The organism is Streptomyces sp. NPDC107517 (genome assembly GCF_055582645.1).
The window spans coordinates 229,553-250,521 of sequence record NZ_JBVJPM010000003.1; the positions used below are offsets into that span (position 1 = coordinate 229,553).

Below are 20,969 nucleotides of genomic sequence, written 5' to 3' on the forward strand. Positions count from 1 at the left end.
TGAGGGCCGGGCCCACCCCGCGGCCCGGGTCCCCGCGCGGGAGCCGTACCGTGGGGAGGGTGTACCGGTTCCTCCTGACCCCCCGGTGGTGGGGGATCAACGTGTTCGTCGTGCTCGCCATCCCCTTCTGCGTCTTCATGGGCTCCTGGCAGCTCGGCCGCTTCGAGGACCGGGTGCAGGGCCACAAGGACGCCTCGGCGCAGTCGACAGCGAACGAGAAGGCCGCGCCCCGGCCGCTCGACTCCCTGCTGCCCGTGGACCAGAAGACGTCCGGCAAGCGGGCCACTGCGACCGGGCACTACGGCAAGCAGCTCCTGGTCCCCGACCGTGAACTCGACGGCAGGACCGGCTTCTACGTGGTGACGCTGCTGCGCACGGACGGGGGCGCCGGCCGGGCGCTGCCCGTCGTACGCGGCTGGGTGCCCGGTGCGGCGAGCGCCGCGAAGGCTCCCGCCGCGCCCCGGGGCGAGGTCACCGTCACCGGTGCGCTCCAGGCCTCCGAGAGCCCCGGCTCGGGCGGGGCGCCCGCCGCGGGGGGCCTGCCGGCCGGGCAGCTCGGCGCGATCAGCGCGGCGTCCCTGGTGAACCTCGTCCCGTACGACGTCTACGACGCGTGGGTCACGCTCGACAAGGCGGACTCGGGGATGACGGCGGTTCCCGCGACGGCGCCGCAGGGCAGCGGCCTCGACCTGAAGGCGTTCCAGAACCTGGGCTACACCGGCGAGTGGTTCGTCTTCGCGGGCTTCGTGGTCTTCATGTGGTTCCGCCTGCTGCGCCGCGAGGCGGAGTTCGCGCGGGACACCGCGCTGGGTCTCACGGAATCGGATGACGCTGCGGACGCTGCGGACTCCCCGGAGCCCGCGAGCCCCGAAGCGGCCCGCAGCTAGTCCGGCACCTCCGGCCGGGCACCCCGGCGCGAGGGCAAGTGCGAGGGCAAGGGCGAGGCGCCCCGGCTGAGCCCGGGTTTCGCCCCGCCGCTCCCCGCTCCCCGCTCCCCGCTCCCCGCTCCCCCTACGACGCCGGAAGAATCCCCGTGCGGTACACCGTTCCCGCGCACGCGTTGGGGATGGTCGCGCTGGACGAGGGCGAGCCCGCTTCCGCTGTGTGGGACACCGCCACGCTGCCGTCGGCCGTGGGGCCCTCCGCCACCAGCTGCGTGGACAGGCCGCTCTGCTCCGGGTTCGAGCCCGTCGCGTCACCCGTGGTGCCACCGGACGGGCTCGGGCTGGGCGACGGGTCGCCCCCGCCTCCCGTGGTCGGACACTCCGCGGACGGGATCCATGCGAAGCGGACCTCGTACGACATGCCCGGTTCGAGGATCAGCTGGCTGGGCTCCGTCGACGGGTCGGGCAGCCCGGTCGCGGCGTCGCCCGCCGTGTGGTCGACGACGTTGACCTTGGACGGCTCGGCCGCGCCCTGGGCGAGGACGGAGACGGCGCCGGGCGCGTCCACCGAGCAGTTCGCCTGCGAGACGTTCGTGACGCGGAAGGAGCCGTAGACCCTGCCGGCCGCGTCGGCCGCGCCGACGTTCGCCGGGGCGCCGCCGAGGTCGGCCGCCCCGCAGACCGGTGAGCTCGCGGCCGCCGTGCTCGCGGGATCAGGGCCGCCGGTGGCACCACCACCAACGCCCTTGCCCTTGTCACCGGGCTTGCCCTTCTTGCCGTCCTTGTCCTTGGACCTGGACTTGCCCGAAGGGCTCCCCGTGCTGTTCTCGCCGCCGTCGGGACCCTTCCCGGAACCCGTACCGCCGCGCGTCGCCTCGCTGTTGCCGGCGATGGACGGCCGGTCGTTCGACCCGCTCTGGCCCGTCACATGGACGAGCGCGGGGATCGCCGTGCCGATGAACAGGGCCGCGGCCGCCATACCGACGACGGCCTGCCGCTTGCGGGCCCGCCGGGCGGGCACTGCGCGGCGCAGATGTTCGAGCGTCCCGTCCGCCGGCTCGATCTCCTCCACGGCCTCGTGCAACAGGCGCCGCAGCGCCAGCTCGTCACTGCCGAGGGAGTCCAGCGGGTCGACGGAGTCCGCGCCGCCCGCGGAGTCCGGGCGGCCGAAGGGATCCTTGGGACCGCCACAGAGGCCGTCGTCCTGGCCGGGGCCGTGATTCACAGTTCCATCCCCGGATCCCACACGCCTGTTCTGCTCATCCCGATCATTGCGGTGCTTGTCGCTGCTCATGCGGGGGCCTCCATGGCGACGCGGAGCGCCGCTATGCCCCGGGAGCCGTACGCCTTCACGGAACCGAGGGAGATACCCAGGGCCTCCGCCACCTGCGCCTCGGTCATGTCCGCGAAGTAGCGCATGACGAGGACCTCGCGCTGGCGGCGCTGCAGCCCGCGCAGCGCCTTCTTCAGCGCGTCGCGCTCAAGAAGGTCGTACGCACCCTCCTCCGCGCTCGCCATGTCGGGCATCGGCTTCGTCAGAAGCTTCAGGCCGAGGATGCGGCGGCGCAGGGCGGAGCGCGAGAGGTTCACGACCGTCTGCCGCAGATACGCGAGCGTCTTCTCTGGGTCGCGCACTCTCTTGCGGGCGGAGTGGACCCTGATGAACGCCTCCTGCACGACGTCCTCGCACGAGGCCGTGTCGTCCAGGAGCAGGGCCGCGAGACCGAGAAGCGACCGGTAGTGGGCGCGGTAGGTCTCGGTGAGATGGTCGACCGTGGTGCCTGCCGCCATCGTCTCCTCAGCGCCTTCGCGCTGAGCGGGAATGCGGGCAGGCCGCGCTGCTGGCATGGGGGCGATCACCGGCATGCCGCCGGACGAACCGGACATCCGGGGACGCCGGGGCGGGCGAAGGACCGCGCCCCTCGCCTGAACCGCTGTGAAATCGAGTACCTCTGCCACGCCTGTTGGACACGCTTCCCCCCGTCAGGGTTGTACGCGACAGGCGTCCTGTTTGCGGCAGGCATCATCCATGACGCTGCGTCAAGTGCCCTCATGCGTACCCGCTCTTCCCCTATGCCCCAGATTCCCCTGGCGCCCCTAGGCCCGGCGCCCCCGAAAGGCGATCGCAAAGACGCTCCCCGTCCCGTGCGCGGTTGCACGGAACGGGGAGGGATCTTCGACGAATCATCGGGCGCGCGGACCGCCGCGTTCAAGTGGTTAAGACCACCTATCGCTCACAGGTCCTACACAGATCTTATAAAGCGCGCCGGATAAAGGAACACCAAGTCCGGCTTCCGGACGGTGAAGAGGCCGAACTCACGCGACGGGCGGGAACTCCTGGGCCACCAGCTCGGCGATCTGCGCGGTGTTCAGGGCCGCGCCCTTGCGCAGATTGTCCCCGCACACGAAGAATTCGAGCCCGGCCGGGTCGTCGAGCGAGCGCCGGACACGGCCCACCCAGGTCGGGTCGGTGCCCACCACATCGGCGGGCGTGGGGAACTCACCGGCGGCCGGATTGTCGAAGAGCACGACACCGGGCGCCGTCGCGAGGATCTCGCGCGCCTTGTCGACCGTGACCTCGCTCTGGAAGCGGGCGTGGACGGTCAGGGAGTGCGTGGTGACGACGGGGACGCGTACGCACGTCACCGCAACCTTGAGGTCCGGCAGGCCGAGGATCTTGCGGGACTCGTCCCGCACCTTCATCTCCTCGGAGGACCAGCCGTCCTCGCGCAGGGACCCGGCCCACGGCACGACGTTGAGCGCCACGGGCTCGGGGAAGGGGCCGGTGTTGTCGCCGACCGCACGGCGTACGTCGCCGGGGTGGGTCCCGAGCTCCGTACCCGCCACGAGCGACATCTGCTGGCGCAGGGTGTCGATGCCGGCGCGGCCGGCCCCGCTGACGGCCTGGTAGCTGGAGACGACCAGCTCGCGCAGCCCGAACTCGGCGTGCAGCGCGCCGACGGCGACGATCATCGACAGGGTCGTGCAGTTGGGGTTGGCGACGATGCCGCGCGGCCGCACGCGCGCGGCGTGCGGATTGACCTCGGGCACGACGAGCGGCACGTCCGTGTCCAGGCGGAAGGCGGCCGAGTTGTCCACGACGACCGCCCCCTTGGAGGCGGCGACGGGCGCCCACTGCGCGGAGATCTCGTCGGGTACGTCGAACATCGCGACGTCGACCCCGTCGAAAACCTCTTCGCACAGGGCCATGACCTCGACCTCCTCCCCGCGCACGGCCAGCTTGCGGCCGGCCGAGCGCGAGGAGGCGATCAGGCGGATCTCGCCCCAGATGTCCGCGTGCTGCGAAAGGATCTGGAGCATGACCGTGCCGACGGCCCCGGTCGCTCCCACGACCGCGAGCGTCGGCCTGTCGGTCTGAGCCATCAGCGGCCGGTGCCTCCGTAGACCACGGCCTCGTCGGAGTCCGAGTCGAGGCCGAAGGCGGTGTGCACGGCGCGCACGGCCTCGGTCACATCGTCGGCGCGCGTGACGACCGAGATGCGGATCTCGGAGGTCGAGATGAGCTCGATGTTGACGCCCGCGTCGCTGAGCGCCTCGAAGAACCCGGCCGTGACACCCGGGTTCGTCTTCATACCGGCGCCCACGAGGGAGATCTTGGCGATCTGGTCGTCGTAGCGCAGGGACTCGAAGCCGACCGCGCTCTTCGTCTTCTCCAGGGCGTCGATGGCCTTGCGGCCCTCGGTCTTCGGGAGAGTGAACGAGATGTCCGTGAGGCCGGTCGAGGCCGCGGACACGTTCTGCACGATCATGTCGATGTTGACCTGGGAGTCGGCGATGGCCCGGAAGATGTTCGCGGCCTCCCCGGGCTTGTCCGGGACACCCACGACGGTGATCTTCGCCTCGGAGGTGTCGTGAGCGACACCGGAGATGATGGCCTGCTCCACCTTCTGGTCCCCTTGATCAAAGTGCGGTTCGTTGCTGACCCAGGTGCCCTGCAGTCCCGAGAAGGACGAGCGGACGTGGATCGGGATGTTGTAGCGGCGCGCGTACTCCACACAGCGGTGGAGGAGCACCTTGGACCCGGAGCTGGCGAGCTCCAGCATGTCCTCGAAGGAGATCCAGTCGATCTTCCGCGCCTTCTTCACGACGCGGGGGTCGGCGGTGAACACGCCGTCGACGTCCGTGTAGATCTCGCACACCTCGGCGTCGAGGGCCGCGGCGAGGGCGACGGCGGTCGTGTCGGACCCGCCACGGCCGAGCGTGGTGATGTCCTTCTTGTCCTGGCTGACGCCCTGGAACCCGGCGACGATGGCGATGTTGCCCTCGTCGAGCGCCGTCCTGATCCGTCCCGGGGTCACATCGATGATCCGGGCTTTGTTGTGGACCGAGTCGGTGATGACGCCGGCCTGACTGCCCGTGAACGACTGGGCCCCGTGGCCCAGGTTTTTGATCGCCATGGCCAGCAGGGCCATGGAGATCCGCTCTCCGGCGGTCAGCAGCATGTCGAATTCGCGCCCGGCAGGGATCGGGGATACCTGCCCGGCGAGATCGATCAACTCATCCGTCGTGTCGCCCATCGCGGACACCACGACAACCACCTGGTTGCCGTTCTTCTTGGCGTCGACGATTCGCTTGGCGACCCGCTTGATGCCTTCGGCATCGGCTACGGAGGAGCCTCCGTACTTCTGCACGACAAGGCCCACGTGCGCTCCTCGCTCAGTTTGTCTCGGTCGGCTCAGTCTAACGAGCGGCCGAAATCAGCCCCGGGAATACCACATCCTGAGATGTCCCGCCCAGGAAGTGATCACCGGGCACAGGGGCCCGGTGGGGCTTCACGCTCCGGCCGCTCGGACAGGCGCATGCCCGCGCCCCGGCCCGGCAACCGGAAAAGTGGGGTGGGTCACTTCACCGGCCGGTTCATCTCGCCGGCGAGCACCCCCCGGGTGGGGGTCGTTTCACCGGCACGTATCCACAGGTGAGGGGTCATTTCACCGTACGGAGCCCCAGCGGGCCCGCGATCTCCTCCGCCATGACCTTGCCCGCCGCCTCGGCGAGGGCTTCCTCGGCGAGGTCCTCGTCGGTGTCGAGGCCGTCCAGGTCGTCCAGCGGCTGGTTCAGGCGGACGTGCGCGACCAGGGACTGGAGCGCGCGCAGGGCGCCGGAGGCCGTGGAGCCCCAGTTCGAGAAGTAGGAGAACTGCCACCACCACAGGGCCTCGGTGGTGCGGCCCGCGCGGTAGTGGGCCATGCCGTGGCGCAGATCGGCCATGACGTCGGCCAGGTCGTCCGAGATCCGGCAGGCGACCGGCGCCTTGCGCGGCTCGTACGGGTCGAAGACCTCGGAGTAGACGTCGATCGGCTCCAGGAGCACGGCGAGCTTCTGGCGCAGGTCGTCGACGTCCGGCTCGGGGCCGAGATCGGGCTCGTAGCGCTCGTCGGGGACGATGTCCTCGTGCGCGCCGAGCCGACCGCCCGCCAGGAGCAGCTGGGAGACCTCGAGGAGCAGGAAGGGAACGGCCGAGTCCGGCTCGTCGCCCCTGGCCACCTCGGCGACCGCGACGAGGAAGGACTCGATCTGGTCCGAGATCTGGACCGCGAAGTCGTCCGGATGGTCCTTGACGGCGTTCAGTGTGGCGTCAGACATCTAGGAGTCGTCTCCCCTCGAAGGCGCGGCCGAGCGTGACCTCGTCCGCGTATTCCAGGTCGCCCCCGACCGGGAGCCCGCTGGCCAGGCGGGTGACCTTGAGGCCCATCGGCTTGATCATGCGGGCGAGGTACGTCGCCGTGGCCTCGCCCTCCAGGTTCGGGTCCGTGGCCAGGATCAGCTCGGTGACCGTGCCGTCGGCGAGACGGGCGAGGAGTTCCCTTATCCGCAGGTCGTCCGGGCCGACGCCCTCGATGGGGCTGATCGCCCCGCCGAGCACGTGGTACTTGCCCCGGAACTCGCGGGTCCGCTCGATGGCGACGACGTCCTTGGGCTCCTCGACGACGCAGATGACCGTGAGGTCGCGGCGCGGGTCGCGGCAGATGTTGCACAGCTCCTCCTGCGCCACATTGCCGCAGGTCGCGCAGAAGCGGACCTTCGCCTTGACCTCCATCAGGGCCTGCGCGAGACGCCGTACGTCCGTCGGCTCCGCCTGCAGGATGTGGAAGGCGATCCGCTGCGCGCTCTTGGGACCGACGCCCGGCAGCCTGCCGAGCTCGTCGATGAGGTCCTGGACCACGCCTTCGTACACGGAGTGCCTTCCGACTTCTGCTTGGTGATGCCGTGCCGCTGAGCATGCCAGCCGCTGAGTAGTACGTACGTTAGTTGCGCTGCGGCTTCCTTAGAAGGGAAGCCCCGGGATGCCTCCGCCGCCCAGACCCTGGGCCAGCGGACCGAGCTTCTGCTGCTGGAGCGTCTGCGCGTTCTCGTTCGCCGCCTGAACCGCCGCGACAACCAGGTCGGCGAGGGTTTCGGTGTCTTCCGGGTCGACGGCCTTCGGGTCGATGACGAGGCCGCGCAGCTCGCCGGAACCGGTCACCGTCGCCTTGACCAGACCGCCGCCGGCCTGGCCCTCGACCTCGGTCAGCGCCAGCTCTTCCTGGGCCTTGGCGAGGTCCTGCTGCATCTTCTGGGCCTGCTGGAGCAGCTGCTGCATATTGGGCTGGCCACCACCGGGAATCACGATCAGCTCCTGTTGCGTCCTGTTTCGGCCTGCGTTCCAGGGCGGGGTCTCCGCCCTGGAACGAGCCTACGTGGTCGGGGTGTCGCCCGCTCCGGCACCTTTCGCTGCACTCTTTCGAGTGAGTCGGGCCCGCCGCCTATACCTGATCAAGACCCACTTCCGGGCGGAAATACCGCGAAAACGGGTCCTTGGCCACCCATTGGGCGGTAGGAAGATGCTCTGCACATGAGCCCCATCCGTGACCAGGACCAGTCGTAGGGAGTGCCGGGTGAGCCAGCCGGAGATGCAGCCCGAGGGACCGCCGCAGGAGGAGCGGGGCGCGCGGGGCGAGCGCAGTGACGGCACGGGTGACGCGGTGCGGCCGGGCGACCTGACCGGGCGGACGTTCCCCGTCGGGGACTGGGGCGAGCCCGCCGAGCGGCTCGACGAGCTCTACCGGTGGGTGGAGCGCGGGGCGCTCGACACGGCGTACTGGTACCTCGCCGACCGGGTGTGGAAGCGGCGGGGGGCTCGGGCGCTGCGCGGCGGTGCGGTCGCCGGTGCGGTGTCGGGGGCGGCGCTGCCACTGCTCGACCTGACCGGGGCTCTCGGCGGGGTCGCGCCCTGGGGGTATCTGGCGCTGCTGCTCGCGGTGGCGTGCGTGGCCTGCGACCGGTACTTCGGGCTCACGTCGGGCTGGATAAGGGACGTGGCCACGGCCCAGGCGGTGCAGCGGCGGCTCCAGGCGCTCCAGTTCGACTGGGCGTCGGAGAGCGTGCGGGAGGTGCTCGGCCCTACGGAGGGCACGGCCAGCGAGGCCGCCGAGCGGTGCCTGTCGGTGCTGCGGCGCTTCACGGACGACGTGACGGAGCTGGTGCGGGCGGAGACGGCGGACTGGATGGTGGAGTTCCGCTCGGGTCCGGCGCCGCTGGTGATGCAGTCCTCCGTCGCCCCGGGCACCCGCCCCGTGGAACCCCCGCCGGGCCGCTTCCCGCTCCCCCCGGGCGCCCGCCCGAACATGCCCCGCCAGCGCCCGCCCGAGCCGCGCTGACCGCCCCGCCCCGCGTCACTCCCGGTGCGGCGCGAGCGCGCGGACGAAGCACACCCGGTCCTCCCCGGGCCCGTCGTAGTCGCTGTGCACGGGCACGCCGTCGATCTCGCGGTCGCCCGCGACCAGCGTGAAGCCCATGGCCCGATGGAAGGCGACGGACCCCTTGTTGCCCGGCGAGGTGATCGCGCGGACCTCCCGGCGCCCGGCGCCGGCGGCCTGCCGGAAGAAGGTCTCGTAGAGGCCCCGGGCCACGCCCCGCCCGCGCAGCTCCGGGTCGACCCCCACGAAGTGGATGTACGCCCCGGTGTCATCGTCGGCGGAGTGGAAGCCGACGAGGAACGCCCTGATGCCCGCCCCGTCCTCGACGACCAGGCTGGTGCCGGCGAAGAACTGCAGGAACACCTTCGGCAGCAGCCGGGACAGCTCGCGGGCCCGGGCGGGGCTCCGCGAGTCGCCCCACCAGTTCTGCACATGGCGGACGAGCGCGGGGTGGTCGCGGACGTGGGCGGGGCGCATCTCGGGCACGGGGCTCCAGGTCAGCTGAAGATGATCATGGAGCCTTGGGCCAGGCTCCGGGTCGCGGCCGCGTGCAGGCCGAGCCAGACGTGGCGTTCACGGGCGAAGGGGCTGTCGTCCACGGGGGCCGGGGCCGCCGGTTCCTCCAGGGACGTGGGGCCCTCCGGCGGCACCGGGGGCGCCGGCGGGTTGGCCGGGTCTATGCCGATCGACCGGGCCACGTACTCCAGCTCCCGCAGCAGCGCGTGGGAGGAGCAGAGGGGGCCGCCGCCGGCGAGGAGTTCGTCGTTGGACAGCGGGCTCGGGAAGTCCACGGGGACGTACGCGCCCGCGTGGTCGTAGTGCCAGACCAGGTGCGACTGCTGGGCCGTCGTCTCGAACATCTCCAGGAGCTGCTCGTAGTCGCCGCCCAGTTCGTCGACCGGTGTGACGGCGAGGCCGCACATCTGGAGGAGGTACGCGCGGCGCAGGAAGTGCAGCGCGTCGTAGTCGAAGCCGGCGACGGGGGCCACGTCACCGGAGAGTCCGGGCATGTACGAGTAGACCGGCACCGGTGGCAGTCCTGCCTCGTGCAACGCCTTGTCGTAGAGCGCGAGTTCCTCGGCGAAGGGGTTGTCGGGGCTGTGGCACAGCACATCGACGAGCGGGACCAGCCACAGGTCACAGGCCAAGGCGACTCCTCCGGTGTGAAAGCCCGTAATGAACAGCGGAAAGGCAGCGTAATGCGCGGGGAGCCGGTTCAGCTCCCCCTCTGCACATTGCTCAGATCCCAGATCCATACGCCTCCGGTCCACGTTCCGGCCCTGCCGACCAGCTGGTCGACCGTCGCCCGCAGCACCCCGTCGTTCTGCTGCGGCGCGAGCACGAGGACGCCGGCGTGCCAGTACGCGAAGTCGCGGCGGGCCTGGGCGCGCCACGCGTCGGTGATCTCGGGGGCGCGGCCCGAGTAGCGGATGTCGCGCAGCAGGTTGGAGGTCCAGCGGGGCGAGGCGCCGTAGATGCCGACGTGGTCGGGTCCGTAGGGGCCGTTGAAGTAGCCGCCGGGCAGGCGGAAGCCGAGGCCCGCCTCGGTCTGCCAGTGCAGGGCCTCCGCGTTGCCCGGGTCGGGCAGCGGCACCGGCACGAGGCTCTCGCCGGGGCCGACGTACCGCTTCCAGGTGCCGTCGGCGACGAACGCCGGGACGTCGGCCCGCTCGACGGCCCTGAGCGGCGCCGGGACGATCGGCACGAGCGCCGCGGCGACCGCCGCGATCCCGAGGAGCCGGTACGGCACCCGCGCCGCGCCGAGCCGGTCGAGCGCCAGGGCGAGCAGCATCCCGAGCGCGGGCGCGCACACCATCGCGACCCGCGACTCGATGACCGACTCGAACAGGGGCCGGTGGGCGAGCAGCGCCCAGGGGCCCGGCAGCACGACGTCGGTCAGCGGGATGCGGAACTTCGGGCCGAGCGAGAGCAGCGCCGCCGCGACCGCGGTGAACGCGAGCGCCTTCACGGCGGCGCTGCGCCACAGCCGTACGACGATCGCGAAGGCCAGCGCGACGAGCGGCCAGCCGTAGAAGGCATTCTGCTCGGTCGGGTTGAGGGCGAGCGTGGCGGCGCGCTCGCGGGAGCCGGCGAGGGAGCGCTCGGCGAAGGAGAGGAGGGCGAGAGGGCTGTTGCCCGCGTTGTCGCCGTGCAGCACGCTCTTGTAGCTCTGTGGGCCGAGGAACTGCCAGTACAGGGGGAAGGCGACGAGTGGCAGGGCGACCGCCGCGGCGATCCCGAGCCCGCGCAGGAGCGGGCGCCAGGCCGCTTTCGCCACGTCCCTGCGCACGACGGCGTAGGCGAGCGCGAACAGCGCCATGCCCATGACGGCGAGCAGCAGCGGCTCCTCGCCGAGGAAGATCTGGTACGTCGCGAAGAGACCGAGGACGACGCCGTCGCGCACCACGCGCTTGCCCTCGCACAGCCGCAGCGCCCGCTCGATGATCAGCGGGATCATGAACAGGACGACGAAGTTCGGGTGCGCGTGCGCGTGGCTGACCATCGGGGGCGCGAACGCGGCGAGGAGCGCGCCGGTCGCGGCGGCCCACGGGGTCCGCACGAGCCGTCTGAGGATCAGCCGGTACCAGGCGAACGCGGTGGCGGCGAGGCCGCCCGTCATCGCCACGTTCAGAGCGACGGCGGGGCCGAAGAGCCAGGTCACGGGCGCGAGCGGGACGGACAGGCCCAGCATCGCGGTGTTGGCCATCAGGTTCACGCCGTCCGGGAAGCCCTGGAGCGTCGTGAACAAGGGGTTGTGGAGGTGGCGGACGCTGTCCGCCGTCACCGCGAAGAACCACTCCCACTGGTTCTGGTCCTGGAGGGAGTCGGGGAGGTAGCGGTGGGCGGGCGCCGCCCACCGGCCCGAGTACAGGGCGACGGACAGGACGAGGAAGAGCGCCGCCATCAGGAGGTGGGCCTTCGGCACCGCCCACGCCCTGAGCGTCACCAGCTCGGCGAGGACCCGTATGTAGTCGAAGGGGCGGACCTTCGAGCCCGCCTGGTGCGACCACCGCACGGGCACCTCGGCGACCGGCCAGCCGGAGCGGCGGAAGTACATCAGGATCTCTACGTCGATGCCCCAGCCGTCCAGGCGTGCGGCGCCGAACGCGGCGCGGGCCCGGTCGCCGTCGAAGAGCTTGAAGCCGCACTGGGTGTCCCTGATGCCGGGGACACTCGTCGCGCGTATCAGGAAGTTGCCGGTGCGGCCGAGAAGTTCGCGCAGCCGGTGCTGGTGGCGGGCGATCGTCGCGCCGGGCCTCGCCCGGGAGCCGATCGCCGCCGCGTGCCCCTCGCCGAGCACCTTGTCGAGGGCTTCCAGCTCCTCGATGGGCGCGGCGAGGTCGGCGTCGGTGACCAGGACGCGGCGGCCCCGGGAGGCGAGGACGCCCTGGCGCAGGGCGTGGCCCTTGCCGCGGTTGCGGGGGCTCCGGACGAGCCGGATGCGGGGGGTGCGGCCGGGGCCCTCCGGGGCGGCGGCCGCCGCGCGCTCCGCGATCTCGCCGGTGCGGTCGGTGGAACCGTCGTCGACGACGACGATCTCCCAGTCACCCCACCGGTTCCCGCCGTCCCCGTCCTCCAGGTAGGCGGTGACCGCGTCCAGGGTGGGGCCGAGCCGGTGCTCCTCGTTGTACGCGGGGACGACGACGGTGAGGTCCACGACGCCCGTGCGCGCCGCGACAGGACGGTCCGTCCGCTCCGTGCTCACCGCGCGGCCAGCCGCTCGACGAGGGCCAGGGAGTCCGCGTTGTACGCGGTGACGATGTCCTGCGCGGCGCGCGCGTCCCGGTTAGCGAGCGCGTCGACGAGGCCGCAGTGCCCGGCCCAGAGGCGGCCCCTGAGGTCGTCCACCCGGCGCAGGTGCGGGACGGCGTACATCCACGACTGGACACGCAGCCGGTGGAAGAAGTCGGAGAGGTACGGGTTCCCGAACAGGGCGCTGAGCTCGCGCCAGAACCGCAGGTCGTAGCCGATCAGCACATTCAGGTCGCCGGCCGTGGCCGCGCGGGCGGCCTCCTCGCCGCGGCGGCGGACCCCGGCGAGGGCGGCGGGGGTCACGTGGTGCGCGTCGGCGTTCGCGACGAGGCCGCGGAAGATGCCGTCGGTGACGAGGCTGCGGGCCTCGATCATGCCTCGGTAGTCGGCGAGGGAGTACTCGTGGACCGCGAAGCCGCGGTGCTGGGCGGAGTCCAGGAGGCCCTGCCCGGACAGGTCGACCAGGGCCTCGCGGACCGGAGTCGCGGAGACGCCGTACTGCTCGGCGATCTCCTTGACCGTGAACTCCTGGCCGGGTTCGAGCCGCCCCGCGAGGATCTCGTCGCGCAGCGCGTCGGCGATCTGCTGGCGCAGCGTGCTGCGCTGGACGGCAGCTCCGCCGTCGGTTCCGGGCACGTGGTGTCCCTCCCCCGTAGTGCGTCGTCAGCTGGTGAGGCTGTCCTGGTCAGCTGGTCAGCCTACGCACTACGGGGAGTGACACGGAGTACCGCTTTCCCTACGAGGTGTAGCCGTCCGCCACGGTCAGCGCCTCGTCGAGAGCGGCGAGGCCCTCCTTGGCCTCGGCCTCCGTGACATTGCACGGCGGGACCACGTGGGTGCGGTTCATGTTGATGAAGGGCCACAGGCCGTTCTTCTTGGCGGCGGCGCCGAAGGCGGCCATCGGCGCGTTCGCCGCACCCGCCGCGTTGTACGGGGTCAGCGGCTCGCGGCTCTCCCTGTCCTTCACCAGCTCCAGCGCCCAGAACATGCCGAGGCCGCGGACCTCGCCCACCGACGGGTGACGCTCCGCGAGCTCGCGCAGCGCCGGGCCGATCAGCGTCTCGCCGAGGTGGGCGGCGTTCTCGACGACGCGCTCCTCCTCCATGACGTTGATGGTGGCGACGGCGGCGGCGCAGGCCAGCGGGTGCCCGGAGTAGGTGAGGCCGCCCGGGTAGGGGCGCTTGCCGAACGTGTCGGCGATGGCGCCGGAGATGGCGACGCCGCCGAGCGGGACGTAGCCCGAGTTCACGCCCTTGGCGAAGGTCATCAGGTCGGGCACGACGTCGTAGTGCTCGGCGGCGAACCACTTGCCGGTGCGCCCGAAGCCCGCCATGACCTCGTCGAGGATGAAGACGATGCCGTGCCGGTCGCACAGCTCGCGCACGCCCTGGAGGTAGCCCGGCGGCGGCGTCATGATGCCGGCGGTGCCGGGGACGGTCTCCAGGATGATCGCGGCGATGGTGGCCGCGCCCTCGAAGACGATGGTGTCCTCGAGGTGCTGGAGCGCGCGCTCGCACTCCTGCTGCTCGGTCTCCGAGTAGAACGGGGAGCGGTAGAGGAACGGCGCCCAGAAGTGGACGACGCCCGCCGCGCCCTGGTCGCTCGGCCAGCGGCGCGGGTCGCCGGTCAGGTTGATCGCGGTGGAGGTGGCGCCGTGGTACGAGCGGTAGGCGGAGAGCACCTTGTGACGGCCCGTGTGCAGCCGGGCCATGCGGGTGGCGTTCTCCACCGCCTCGGCGCCGCCGTTGGTGAAGAAGATCTTGTCCAGGTCGCCGGGGGTCCGCTCGGCTATGAGGCGTGCGGCCTCCGAGCGGGCCTCGACGGCGAACGCGGGCGCGAAGGTCGTGAGGGAGGCGGCCTGCTCCTGGATCGCGGCGACGACCTTCGGGTGCTGGTACCCGATGTTCGTGAAGACGAGGCCGGAGGTGAAGTCGAGGTAGCGGTTGCCGTCGTAGTCCCAGAAGTACGAGCCTTCGGCACCGGCGACGGCCAGCGGGTCGATGAGCTCCTGTGCGGACCAGGAGTGGAACACGTGCGCACGGTCCGCGGCCTTGACGGCAGCGCCGACCTGGGGATTCGGCTGAGGGGTCATGGCCCCGAGGGTAAATGTCCGCATGGTGGAAGACCATCGGCGTCCTGTCTGTGGGACGGCCGCTAACGCGACACACTGTCGCCCTCGCCCGGAGGCACCGCTCCGGGGAACAGCGTCCGCACCGCTTCCTGCCACGGTCCGGCCGCCAGTTCGGGCCGCAGCACGGCGAGCCCGCCGCAGTACTTGCCGAACGCCACGGGCGCCACCCCGAACCGCGCAAGGAGCCGGTCCGCGTCCGTCGGCCGCCCCGGCGCACCCGCCTTGGTCTCCACGAGCACGGACCCGCCGTCCGCCCGCACCGCGCGCCCCTCACCCGCGTCGCGCACCACGAGCCCCGCGTCACAGGTGAGCCGCTGCCCGTCGGCGACGAACGTCGCACGCCGGTACTCGGTGACGACGCGGGCGGCCAGCTCCTGCGGCGCCCCGATGCCGTACGTACCGCGCAGGACCCCGGCGACGAAGGCGCGCCCGGTGTCGTCGAGGGGGTCGTCGCCCTCTGCCAGACGGGTCCGGTGCTTGACCGTCGCGCCGCCCGCGCCGCGCACCTTGAGCTCCAACTGCCGCTTCCCGCTGTCCTGGTAGAGCCGCTCCCTGATGCCGAAGCGGGGCGCGCGCTCCTGCGCGTGGTCGTGGAACGTGCGCAGGGCGGGGGTGTCGTAGTGCGTCGAGCGGTATCCGAACCAGCGGCGGCCGCCCACCGACAGGGCGCGGTAGGGGCCGCCCGGCCTGCGGGGGTCGGTGAGCAGGGCGGCGAAGTCCTGGAAGAGCTCGACGGGGACGAGATAACTGTGGCCGTGATGGCGCAGCAGCGGGGCCTCGGCGTCGGTCTCGTGGAGCCCGACGGGGCGGGCGGCGAGCGCGGCGCGCGCGAGGGCGCGGACGGCGACAGGCGTCCTGTTCAGCACACGGTCTCCTCGGTCGGGGGAGGTCGTAGTCGTGAAGGGGTACGTCGTGACGTGGTCGTCGTGAGTCGTCGTGAGTCGTCGTGAAGAGTACGTACCGGACCGCAAGATTGTTCCGCTTGACGGAAACAAATTTCCGAGGACGGACTCGCCGCGACGGTACGGGTGCGCGAACGACTGTGGGCGGCCCTGGACGTGGTGACGGCACCGGCCCGGCGGCCCACCCTGTTACCGAACCGTAGACGCGACCCCGTCCCCAGTGTCACAACCGCCCACTATTCTCGGGATGTTGGTCACACATGGGGGAGGGTGGCGCGACATGGAGAAGCTGGGGGCGGGAGATCCGCAGCGCATCGGTGCGTACCGGCTGCTGGCGCGGCTCGGGGCGGGCGGGATGGGCCAGGTCTATCTGGCGCGCTCGGACCGCGGACGCACGGTCGCGGTCAAGCTGGTGCGCCAGGAGCTCGCCGAGCAGGAGGAGTTCAGGAACCGGTTCCGGCTCGAGGTGCAGGCCGCGCGGCAGGTCGGCGGGGCGTGGACCGCGCCGGTCCTCGACGCGGACACCGAGGCGGACATCCCCTGGGTGGCCACGGGGTACGTGGCGGGGCCCTCGCTCCAGACGGTCGTCTCGCACGACCACGGCGCACTGCCCGAGCGCTCCGTACGGATCCTCGCAGCGGGCCTCACGCACGCGCTCAAGGACATCCACACGGCGGGCCTCATCCACCGCGACCTGAAGCCGTCGAACGTCCTGGTGACGATCGACGGGCCCCGCGTCATCGACTTCGGCATCGCCCGCGCCCTGGAGACCGTGACGGACGGCGGCCTCACGAGAACGGGCGCCCTGGTGGGCTCGCCCGGCTTCATGGCCCCCGAGCAGGTGCGCGGCGACCGGATCACCCCGGCCTGCGACGTGTTCTGCCTCGGCTCGGTCCTCGCCTACGCGGCGACGGGCGCGCTGCCGTTCGGCACGGCCAACAGCGGGGTGCACGCCCTGATGTTCCGTATCGCCCAGGAGGAACCCGACCTCACCGAGCTCCCGGAGGGCCTCCAGGAGCTCGTGGGGGACTGTCTGCGCAAGGACCCCGCGGCCCGCCCGACCCTGGACCAGCTCCTGGAGCGGACCGGCGCCGAGGACACGCTCGGCGACGGCGGACGCACGCGTGACCCGTGGCTACCGGGGGCGCTGGTGGCCCAACTGGGGCGGCACGCCGTGCAGTTGCTGGACAACGAGGACCCTGACGGTCCGGCCGGGGCGCCCTCCGGGCAGCCGCCCGGCCTCGACAAGGGCAAGCCCGCACCGTCCGGAACCGGAGACGGTGGCGACGGCGACGGCGACGGCGACGGCGACGGCGACGAGGCGACCCCTCCCCCGCCCGGCACACCCGGCGCCACGCCCGTCAACCGCCTGCCGACGATGGTCTCCCCCTCCGGCCCGCCCGCCCCCGCGCTCCCGACGGCACCGCCGCCCGCCTCCGCCGCATACGGGTATCCGCACCCCCACCCCCAGGCACCCGTCTACGGCTACCCGCAGCAGGGCGGCTGGGGCGGGACGCCGCCCTACGGCCCCGGCTCCACACCCCCGTACGGCCCGGCGGTCGTCCCCATCGGCGCCCCGCAGCCGGAGCCGCGCCGCAGCGGGCGCTCCACGGCGGCGCTGATCGTGGTGGCGCTCGTCGTGGCGCTCGGCGCGGGCGGATCGGTGTACGCGCTGATGAAGGACGACGGCAAGACGGTCTCCCAGAGCGACGACCCCAAGCAGCCGACGTCCGGCGCGCCCACGAGCCCGGGCCCCTCGACGGGCGGCCCCAGTTCACAGGGCCCCGAGACCTCGCAGCCGCCCGAGTCCTCCGAACCGCCCGCCGGCGGGGACGTGCCCACCGAGTTCCTCGGCACCTGGACCGCCTCGATCGACAACGGCACGGGCCACAACACCCGCCGTCTGAGCATCCAGCAGGGCAGCCCCGGGGACACGGTCCTGTCGATGACGGCGGACGGCCCGCTCAAGGGCGGCGGCACGTACCACTGCGTGTTCCAGGGCGCGCTGGTGTCGGCGTCCGGCGGAACGCTGCGCATCGGCGCCACGGACGTCGTCTCGGGCCCCTCCGGTTCGTGCAGTCCGGGCAAGCCGAGTTCGGTCGAGGTGCTCCCGTCGGGCGAGTTGCGCCGCACGATGGACAACGGCGACGAGCTGACGTACAGCAAGGGGTGACGGGCGCGCCTCGGCTCTGAATTCAGCCTGCGGACAGGCGAGTTGTGCGCTCCGGCGAGGTCCGGGGTGAACGCGCGGCGAACAGCGGTCGACACCTCGGACGACGTCCGCCGTGCCGCCGCACGAGCCCCTACGGTGACTCCACCATCAGGTTCCGGGGGGAGTACACCATGGGCTGGCTCAAGGACGCGCAGAACCTCGTCGCCATCGCCACGACGGTGCTGTCCATCGCCGCGTCACTGGCCCTGTGGTACGTCGAGCGGCGCAAGCAGCACAGCAAGCGGATCGGCCATCGCATCCAGATGGACATCCCGCTCAGCCGCGCCATCTCCGAGGACCTGCCGGGCCCGGACGGCCTGATCCCGCGGCGCAACATCACCGAGGACACCACCCTGGTCCTCCTGCGGATCGAGAACGACGGCGCGGCCACGATCACCGACGGCGACTACATCTCGGACCCCAAGGGCCTGACCGTGACGTTCGCCGGGCGCCGCATCACCGACGCGTATCCGGTGCAGCCCGCCCTCACCTCGAACACCGCCCGGCAGATACGGCTCGACTCCCGGCCCGTCTACACGCCCGGCGAGAACAGCCTCCTCCTGCCGCCCGTCGCCCTCAACAGCGGCGACTACTACAAGCTCCTCGTGATGCTCCGCGGCGGCGGCGCGGGCACCCAGGTGGACATCGAGGGCCGCCTCAACGACGGCACCGTCCACCCCAACCAGGGCGCCCACCCCGACGACAAGCCGCCCCTGTTCAGCGCGCTCGGCCGCTGGACCGTCGGAATCCTCGGCACCGGCATGGCGATCCTGCTGGTCCTCGCCACGCTGCCGGACCCGGTCCCCCAGCCCCGCGGCTGCGCCTCGGGTTCACTCACCCTCACCGGGTCCTCCGCGTTCCGGCCCGCGATGGAGGCGCTGCGCGACGCGTACACGCGCGACTGCGACGACGCGAAGATCACCGTGGCGACCAGCTCGAGCGGCACCGGTGTCCGCCAGCTCCTGGAGTCCGACCCCTCGGACACGGCGGGCGACCACTCCAGTGTCATGGCCTTCTCCGACGGCCCGACCTCCGAGAGCGACCCCGAGGGCAAGCTGCACGACGAGAAGGTCGCCGCGATGGCGTTCGCCATGGTCGTCAACGACGCCGTGATCGTCGACGGCAAGCCGCTCACCAACCTGACGGTCTCCCAGGTCCGCCGGCTCTATCTCGGCGACATCACCAACTGGAAGGACGTGGGCGGACCCGACCTGCCCGTGCGCACCGTCCGCAGGACCGGCAGCTCCGGCACGCGCGGCGCCTTCGAGGCCCGCGTCCTCGGCCGCCCCGACTCCTTCTCGACGTCGTCGCGCGACTGCCGCACCAAGGACCTGCTGCCCACCTCGAAGGTGCTGCGCTGCGAGGAGCACAACACGCCCGACCTGCTCGACCGGGTCGCCCGGATCGACGGCACGATCGGGTACGCGGCCCCGCCCGAGGGCACCCCGCGCAAGGGCTCCCACACCCTGAAGCTGAACGGCCTCGGCCCCTCCGGCGAGAACATCACGAAGGGCTATCCCTTCCACGCCGTGGAGTACGCGTACACGATCGGCAACCCCGAGGACGGCTCCCTGGCCGACAGCTTCCTCGACTTCCTCACCCAGGGCGCCGCCAACCGCGTCATCGCCCGCGCCGGGCACCTGTCCTGCACCTCCCCCGACGGCTCCGCGGCCTGCCGCGGCTGAGCCACCGGTCCGTGCGCAGACGCAGGCGCCCCCGCTCCCCGGAACTCCCTCAGAAAAAAGCCCGATGGCGCCTACAACCTTCGGCCTCCGGCACGGGTCTCCTGAGCACCAAAACCGCCATGCCGAGCCCGCCGCAGGAGAATCCGCCATGCCGAAGCACAAGCGCACCCCCGTAGTCAGACCCGGCCGTACCCGTCTCGCGGCCGCGACGGCCGCCGCGGCCGCCCTCACCGGAGGCCTGCTCTCCCTCTCGTCCGGCGCGGCTTCGGCGACGCCCGGCGCCTCCGCGACCCAGCCGCACGAGGCCGACTTCAACCTCGACGGCTACCCGGACGTCGCCGTCTCCTCTCCCGAAGCCTCCGTCGACGGCCACGCGCAGGCCGGACAGATCACGGTGTTCTACGGCTCGGCGAACGGGATCAGCGCCGCGAAGCGCGCCACCCTCACCCAGAGTTCCACGGGCGTGCCGGGCACTCCCGAGTCCGGCGACCTCTTCGGATACGTCACGTCACCGGGCGACTTCAACCGTGACGGCTTCACCGACCTCGCCGTGGGCACCCCCTACGAGGACATGCCCGGTGACACCGACGGCGGGACCGTCACCATCCTGTGGGGCTCGTCCGGCGGGCTGAAGGGCGGCACGACCATCGCGGACCCGGCGCCCTCCAGCCATGACCGGTTCGGCTTCGACGTCGCGGCGGGCGACTTCGACGGCGACGGGAAGACCGACCTCGTGACGGCGGACAGCAGCAAGTCCGTCCGCGTCTTCAAGAGCGGCATCTCCAAGTCGGGCACGGTCGGCTCGGTCACCGCCGTCGCCACCCCGGTGCGGGCGACCAGCCCGTACCACCTGCGCAAGCTCACGGCCGGCGACGTGAACGCCGACGGCAAGGACGACCTCGTCGTCAGCGGCAACAACGCCACCAGCGACGGCGACTACCTCGCCAACTACTACCTGCCGGGTACCGCGTCCGGCCCCTCCGCCACCGCCACCGCGCTGCCCGGTGGCGTGATCAGCGACATCGGCGACATCAACGGAGACGGCTTCGGTGACGTGGTCACCGGCCTGACCTCCGACTCCTCCAACTCCGAGGAGCAGCCGGGCACGTCCCTCGGGGGCGACATCCACGTCACGTACGGCTCCGCCACGGGACCGGACGGCGGCACCACCGTGATCTCCCAGGACACCGAGGGCGTCCCGGGCACCGGTGAGGCGTCGGACCTGTTCGGCTGGGAGGTGAGCGTCGGCGACATCAACGGCGACGGCTTCTCCGACATCGCCGTCGGCACCCTCGCCGAGGACGGCGCGGCCTCGGGAACGGGCGACAGCGGCGCCGTGACCGTCCTGTACGGCTCGGCCTCGGGAGTCACGGGAACCGGTGCCCAGACCTTCACCCAGGACACGGCGGGCGTCCCGGGCACCAGCGAGTACAAGGACGCGTTCGGCACCGACGTCCTGCTGTCGGACTTCAACGCCGACGGCAGGTCGGACCTGGCCGTCGGAGCCGGCGGCGAGAACGACGGCAACGGCGCGGTCACCGTCCTCAAGTCCAGCGGCGGCAGGATCACCACGACGGGCGCCCTGTCGCTCTCGCCCTCGGCCGTGGGCGTGTCCACGTCCGGCACACCACAGTTCGGCTCGGTCTTCGGAGGCTGACCGCACATGCGAAGGCGCCCCGGCCCGCCGAAGCGGACCGGGGCGCCT

At 71.9% G+C, this 20,969-nt stretch carries 18 protein-coding genes; 5 read left to right on the forward strand and 13 right to left on the reverse strand.

Annotated features, from left to right (window positions below; all coding sequences use genetic code 11):
• Nucleotides 1-59 precede the first annotated feature (59 nt).
• Nucleotides 60-887 (forward strand): SURF1 family protein, encoded by an 828-nt coding sequence (locus ACZ67T_RS08845; protein WP_469982591.1) that lies wholly within the window; start codon nucleotides 60-62, stop codon nucleotides 885-887.
• Nucleotides 888-1,011: 124 nt separating this feature from the next.
• Here ACZ67T_RS08845 and ACZ67T_RS08850 read toward each other — a convergent pair whose 3' ends face one another.
• From ACZ67T_RS08850 to ACZ67T_RS08880, 7 genes are all read right to left on the reverse strand, one after another.
• Nucleotides 1,012-2,109, reverse strand: a complete 1,098-nt coding sequence (locus tag ACZ67T_RS08850) for a hypothetical protein (RefSeq protein ID WP_469982592.1) — start codon at nucleotides 2,107-2,109, stop codon at nucleotides 1,012-1,014.
• Between the two features lie 65 nt (nucleotides 2,110-2,174).
• Nucleotides 2,175-2,843 carry a SigE family RNA polymerase sigma factor gene (locus ACZ67T_RS08855; RefSeq protein WP_469982593.1) on the reverse strand — a complete coding sequence of 223 codons (669 nt, stop codon included), beginning with the start codon at nucleotides 2,841-2,843 and terminating at the stop codon, nucleotides 2,175-2,177.
• Between the two features lie 357 nt (nucleotides 2,844-3,200).
• The gene (locus ACZ67T_RS08860; protein ID WP_469982594.1) at nucleotides 3,201-4,268 is read right to left on the reverse strand and encodes an aspartate-semialdehyde dehydrogenase; all 1,068 of its coding nucleotides are present in this window, start codon (nucleotides 4,266-4,268) and stop codon (nucleotides 3,201-3,203) included.
• A complete protein-coding gene (locus tag ACZ67T_RS08865) occupies nucleotides 4,268-5,548 on the reverse strand; it encodes an aspartate kinase (RefSeq protein WP_453775109.1) in 1,281 nt (426 codons plus the stop codon). The genes ACZ67T_RS08860 and ACZ67T_RS08865 overlap by 1 nt, the downstream gene beginning before the upstream one ends.
• 280 nt (nucleotides 5,549-5,828) lie before the next feature.
• Entirely contained in the window at nucleotides 5,829-6,488 is a 660-nt protein-coding gene (locus ACZ67T_RS08870; RefSeq protein ID WP_469982595.1) for a DUF5063 domain-containing protein, read from the reverse strand.
• The gene (gene recR, locus ACZ67T_RS08875) at nucleotides 6,481-7,080 is read right to left on the reverse strand and encodes a recombination mediator RecR (protein ID WP_116511760.1); all 600 of its coding nucleotides are present in this window, start codon (nucleotides 7,078-7,080) and stop codon (nucleotides 6,481-6,483) included. The genes ACZ67T_RS08870 and recR overlap by 8 nt, the downstream gene beginning before the upstream one ends.
• A gap of 90 nt (nucleotides 7,081-7,170) precedes the next feature.
• Nucleotides 7,171-7,512 (reverse strand): YbaB/EbfC family nucleoid-associated protein, encoded by a 342-nt coding sequence (locus ACZ67T_RS08880; RefSeq protein WP_100596383.1) that lies wholly within the window; start codon nucleotides 7,510-7,512, stop codon nucleotides 7,171-7,173.
• 268 nt (nucleotides 7,513-7,780) lie between these two features.
• Between ACZ67T_RS08880 and ACZ67T_RS08885 the strand changes: the two genes are divergently transcribed.
• On the forward strand, nucleotides 7,781-8,542 hold the full coding sequence (locus tag ACZ67T_RS08885; RefSeq protein WP_469982596.1) for an SLATT domain-containing protein: 762 nt from the start codon (nucleotides 7,781-7,783) through the stop codon (nucleotides 8,540-8,542).
• 15 nt (nucleotides 8,543-8,557) lie between these two features.
• Here the strand turns inward: ACZ67T_RS08885 and ACZ67T_RS08890 are convergent, their stop codons facing one another.
• The 6 genes from ACZ67T_RS08890 to ACZ67T_RS08915 form a co-directional block, all read right to left on the reverse strand.
• Nucleotides 8,558-9,058 (reverse strand): GNAT family N-acetyltransferase, encoded by a 501-nt coding sequence (locus ACZ67T_RS08890; protein ID WP_469983085.1) that lies wholly within the window; start codon nucleotides 9,056-9,058, stop codon nucleotides 8,558-8,560.
• Nucleotides 9,059-9,078: 20 nt separating this feature from the next.
• Nucleotides 9,079-9,729, reverse strand: coding sequence for a hypothetical protein (locus tag ACZ67T_RS08895; protein ID WP_469982597.1), 651 nt, complete (start codon nucleotides 9,727-9,729; stop codon nucleotides 9,079-9,081).
• 68 nt (nucleotides 9,730-9,797) lie between these two features.
• Nucleotides 9,798-12,287, reverse strand: a complete 2,490-nt coding sequence (locus tag ACZ67T_RS08900) for a dolichyl-phosphate beta-glucosyltransferase (RefSeq protein ID WP_469982599.1) — start codon at nucleotides 12,285-12,287, stop codon at nucleotides 9,798-9,800.
• Nucleotides 12,284-12,970 (reverse strand): GntR family transcriptional regulator, encoded by a 687-nt coding sequence (locus tag ACZ67T_RS08905; RefSeq protein WP_469982601.1) that lies wholly within the window; start codon nucleotides 12,968-12,970, stop codon nucleotides 12,284-12,286. The genes ACZ67T_RS08900 and ACZ67T_RS08905 overlap by 4 nt, the downstream gene beginning before the upstream one ends.
• Before the next feature lie 100 nt (nucleotides 12,971-13,070).
• Nucleotides 13,071-14,426 carry an aminotransferase class III-fold pyridoxal phosphate-dependent enzyme gene (locus tag ACZ67T_RS08910; RefSeq protein ID WP_469982603.1) on the reverse strand — a complete coding sequence of 452 codons (1,356 nt, stop codon included), beginning with the start codon at nucleotides 14,424-14,426 and terminating at the stop codon, nucleotides 13,071-13,073.
• Between the two features lie 62 nt (nucleotides 14,427-14,488).
• Nucleotides 14,489-15,331, reverse strand: a complete 843-nt coding sequence (locus tag ACZ67T_RS08915) for a VTC domain-containing protein (protein WP_469982605.1) — start codon at nucleotides 15,329-15,331, stop codon at nucleotides 14,489-14,491.
• 316 nt (nucleotides 15,332-15,647) lie between these two features.
• On the opposite strand from ACZ67T_RS08915, the gene ACZ67T_RS08920 reads away from it, so the two are divergent.
• From ACZ67T_RS08920 to ACZ67T_RS08930, 3 genes are all read left to right on the forward strand, one after another.
• Nucleotides 15,648-17,540, forward strand: coding sequence for a serine/threonine-protein kinase (locus ACZ67T_RS08920; protein WP_469982607.1), 1,893 nt, complete (start codon nucleotides 15,648-15,650; stop codon nucleotides 17,538-17,540).
• Nucleotides 17,541-17,710: 170 nt separating this feature from the next.
• Nucleotides 17,711-19,264, forward strand: coding sequence for a substrate-binding domain-containing protein (locus ACZ67T_RS08925; RefSeq protein WP_469982609.1), 1,554 nt, complete (start codon nucleotides 17,711-17,713; stop codon nucleotides 19,262-19,264).
• 148 nt (nucleotides 19,265-19,412) lie between these two features.
• On the forward strand, nucleotides 19,413-20,921 hold the full coding sequence (locus ACZ67T_RS08930) for an FG-GAP and VCBS repeat-containing protein (protein WP_469982611.1): 1,509 nt from the start codon (nucleotides 19,413-19,415) through the stop codon (nucleotides 20,919-20,921).
• The last annotated feature ends 48 nt before the right edge of the window (nucleotides 20,922-20,969 follow it).

Bases quoted from the DNA above. Each gene is read 5' to 3' on its own strand.
- ACZ67T_RS08860 (WP_469982594.1), bottom strand. From the start codon at position 4,268: ATGGCTCAGACCGACAGGCCGACGCTCGCGGTCGTGGGAGCGACCGGG.
- ACZ67T_RS08870 (WP_469982595.1), bottom strand. From the start codon at position 6,488: ATGTCTGACGCCACACTGAACGCCGTCAAGGACCATCCGGACGACTTC.
- ACZ67T_RS08890 (WP_469983085.1), bottom strand. From the start codon at position 9,058: ATGCGCCCCGCCCACGTCCGCGACCACCCCGCGCTCGTCCGCCATGTG.
- ACZ67T_RS08910 (WP_469982603.1), bottom strand. From the start codon at position 14,426: ATGACCCCTCAGCCGAATCCCCAGGTCGGCGCTGCCGTCAAGGCCGCG.
- ACZ67T_RS08920 (WP_469982607.1), top strand. From the start codon at position 15,648: ATGGAGAAGCTGGGGGCGGGAGATCCGCAGCGCATCGGTGCGTACCGG.
- ACZ67T_RS08925 (WP_469982609.1), top strand. From the start codon at position 17,711: ATGGGCTGGCTCAAGGACGCGCAGAACCTCGTCGCCATCGCCACGACG.
- ACZ67T_RS08930 (WP_469982611.1), top strand. From the start codon at position 19,413: ATGCCGAAGCACAAGCGCACCCCCGTAGTCAGACCCGGCCGTACCCGT.